3 protein-coding genes are annotated in these 3,246 nt (G+C 69.5%); 1 reads left to right on the top strand and 2 read right to left on the bottom strand.

The features are described 5' to 3' along the window. Window positions 1-721: NAD(P)-dependent oxidoreductase (locus ACFE64_RS15470; protein WP_375393346.1), on the bottom strand; the 721-nt coding region annotated here is incomplete at its 3' end. 2 nt (window positions 722-723) lie between these two features. Then, window positions 724-2,283, bottom strand: coding sequence for a carboxylesterase/lipase family protein (locus ACFE64_RS15465; protein WP_375393345.1), 1,560 nt, complete (start codon window positions 2,281-2,283; stop codon window positions 724-726). Between the two features lie 234 nt (window positions 2,284-2,517). On the opposite strand from ACFE64_RS15465, the gene ACFE64_RS15460 reads away from it, so the two are divergent. Then, complete coding sequence (locus ACFE64_RS15460) at window positions 2,518-3,039, top strand: nuclear transport factor 2 family protein (protein WP_375393344.1); 522 nt, start codon at window positions 2,518-2,520, stop codon at window positions 3,037-3,039. Window positions 3,040-3,246 lie beyond the last annotated feature (207 nt).

Below are 3,246 nucleotides of genomic sequence, written 5' to 3'. Positions count from 1 at the left end.
CGATCGGGATGCCGTGGATCGAACTCGGGTCGGCCACATAGTCGCGCGCGTAGCCGGCATAGATCGGTCCGGGCAGGAGGCTGTCGACCAGGATGTCGCGGGCGACGGCTTCGCTGATTCCGCCCGCGTGCAGGAAGGTGAACATCTCGCGCATGCTCTCCACCGCGGCATAGATCATGCTGTTGCCGATCAGCTTGACGAGCATGGCCTGTTCGGGCTCCGGGCCGACCCAGCGCGGCTTGCCGAGCAGCGCTAGGATCGGCCTTACCGCCTCGTAGACGTCCTGCTCGCCCGATGCGTTGACCAGGAGCTGCGCGGCTGTCGCCGCCTCGGGGCGCCCGAACACCGACGCTGCGAGATAGCGCTGGCCATGCGCCGCATGCGCGACGGACAGCTCGCGCGACATCGCCGGCGTGATCGTCGACATGGCGATGTGGATTGCGCCCGGCCGCAGCTTCACGATCATCGCGCCGGATCCGAAGGCGAGCGCGCGCGTGCCGGCATCCCCCGTGACCATGCTGATGACCACCGGCGCCGCGCATACCTCGTCGAGCGACCCCGCCGCACGCCCGCCTGCTTGGACGAGCGATTCGACCGCTTCGGGGCGCTGGTCCCAGCCGAGCACGTCGCGTCCCGAGGCCAGGATATGGCCGGCCATCACGGAACCCATCGCCCCGATGCCGACGAACCCGATGGGCGACAGGCTGGATTTGCTCGCCATCGTCACGCTCCGCTCACGCCGTAATAGCCATCCCAGAAGCGCATGCGATCGAGGTCGGGGATGTCCGCCATCGCCGCATCCTGACGCATCGCCATCACGCGCGGTCGCGCGGGATCGAAGCGCGGCCATTCCGGCAGGCCGTCGGCCGCGGGCCGGCCGGTGCGCGCGAACTGGACCCACGCCGCGATCATCGTCTCGGACAGGTGGCGATCCTCGGCGGTCCAGGCCCATTCCTCCCGGAGCGCGAAGCGGTCGAAACTGTAGAAGAGCGACGCGCCGTGAAAGGCCCCCAGCGGCCGTGGCAGCTGCTGCTGCGGATACCGGCCCGGCGGAACCGGCGGGACCTGCTCGAAGCGGTAATAATAGACGTCCGCGCCCGACCGGGCGTGCAGCCGTGCCCACGTCCAGTTCTGCCAGGTGAACAGCCGGTGCGCATTGGCCTTCAATCCGGAAACGACCGCCTGGACATCGTCCTGGGCCGGATAGAGTTCGAGGAACGCGTCCACCGCCGCGCCGTGTTCCTGCCGGGCCTGCGCGAGATAGGTGGCCAGGTCCGGCGCGAGATTGACGGTCGCCAGATCCTCGTTCGCCGCCGAACCGACCAGCAACGGCACCTTCGCCTGCCGCTGCGCCGCGAACACCGCATAGGACCCGGCGGCGATCGTCCTGCCGTCGACGATCGGCCGCGCCGCGTCGAACGCGCCCTGCCCGGCCTTCCGACTCGCCGCACTGGGCGCCATCACCACATGGCCGGCGAGCGCGCGCAGCTCTTCCAGCCGGGATGCGCCGACCCCCTCCGCCCACGCCGTCCCCGACCGCATCGCCGCGTCGAGCGTCTGCCAGCGATCGCCGACACCGGTCGTCTCGGCGACGGGGCCGAAGCTTCCCCCGCTCTCCGCGATCGCGCGATGGAAGAGGCCGGCGGCGCGCGACGAGGCCATCAGCAGGCTGACGCTCGACGCGCCAGAGGAAGAGCCGAAGATCGTCACGCAGTCGGGGTCGCCGCCGAACGCAGCGATATTGTCGCGCACCCATTCGAGCGCGGCGATCTGGTCGAGGAATCCGTAATTCCCGCAGACGCCGTCCGGGTCCTCGTCGCGAAGCGCCGCATGTGCCAGGAAGCCGAGCTTGCCGAGCCGGAAATTGAGCGTCACGAACACCGCGCCCGCCTTGGCCCAGCTCTGGCCGTGGTAGAAGGGCGCCGAGCCCGAGCCGAGCTGGAACGCGCCGAGATAGAACCACACGATGACCGGCCAGCCCGCGCCCTCGTCCGCCGCCGGCGTCCAGACGTTGAGATGCAGGCAATCCTCGCTTTGCGGCTCCTCGCGCGTCGGGAACAAGGATTCGCCGGTGAAGCGCTGCTGCACGGGCACCGGACCGAATTGCGTGCAGTCTCGCACCCCTTGCCACAATGCGGGCGGCTGGGGCGCCTGCCAGCGCAGCGGTCCCACCGGGGGCGCGGCGAACGGAAGGCCGCGGAAGCACGTCACGTCGTTCGCCAGGCGTTCGCCCCGCACCGCGCCGTTCCGGGTCGTGACGATTTCGCCTGCCGCCTGCGTCATGCCTCGCCTGTTTGCTTTCGTTTTTCGAAGCGCTTGATCGGCGGGGTTCTATGGCTTCGCCGGCCATGCTGCCAAACCGATTTCGTGGACGCTCGTTTTGCGACGTCGGAAGCCGGACTGCATGGAACGATCGTCCCGCATTTCGCGTGGCGGCACCTGCCCGCCTCGCCTAATCCGAGATGCGGGAATGACGCGTCGCCGGGGCGGCCGCGCGACCGGCGGGGAGGCTCGGCGATGGCCGCGGAAAGCATCGAGGCGCTGGCGCTGCGTGCGAGCGACGAACTCGCGATCATGCGCACCCTGGCGCGCGTGGCGCGTGCGCAGGACGATCTCGACCCCACGGCGTTCCGCGCGTGCTTCGCCAACACGGTCCTGCTGACCGCGACGGTCATGTTCGGCGACTGGGAGCCGAAGGAGATTTCCGCCGACGAATTCACGCGGATGACCTTCGAGCGATTGCGTCAGGCTGACGACGGCAGCAAACGCGCCGGTCACCACATGATCTTCAACCACCTGATCGATATCGATGGCGACACGGCGACCTGCGATGCGGACATGTACGCCTTGTCCGTCCGCGAAGACGCAAACGGCGCCAAGAGCGCGGCGGCGGGCGGCCGCTATCTGATGCGGCTGGTGCGCCGCGGGAACCACTGGCTGATCTGCGAGCGTTCGGTGAAGCTGCGCTACCGCTACGGCGACCTCGCCTTGTTCGGCCCGGCCGCCGCGCCGGCTCCGGTCGTGGAACGACCGTCGTAATCGTCATGCCTGTCCGGCCGAGGGAGCGGCGCGGCACGGGCGTCCTTCCCGATCGTCCGGAACGACGCGCCGACCGGTGCTGACCACGGCGTCGCCATCCGCGGCGGTGGCGCGGGGATCAGCGCCGCCGGTTCATGAAGGTGGTGACGCGCTCGATCATGTCCGGGCCCTGCCCCGGGCTGCTATGGACTTCGTGCGCCAGCCCGG

The organism is uncultured Sphingomonas sp. (assembly GCF_964250165.1).
In the GTDB taxonomy this organism is placed as follows: domain Bacteria; phylum Pseudomonadota; class Alphaproteobacteria; order Sphingomonadales; family Sphingomonadaceae; genus Sphingomonas.
The sequence above is the reverse complement of the archived record's forward strand: the minus strand, read 5'-3'. Positions and strand labels throughout refer to the sequence as shown.

What these genes read in the sequence shown, in the direction of transcription:
- ACFE64_RS15465 (WP_375393345.1), bottom strand. Translation starts at nt 2,283, where the DNA reads ATGACGCAGGCGGCAGGCGAAATCGTCACGACCCGGAACGGCGCGGTG.
- ACFE64_RS15460 (WP_375393344.1), top strand. Translation starts at nt 2,518, where the DNA reads ATGGCCGCGGAAAGCATCGAGGCGCTGGCGCTGCGTGCGAGCGACGAA.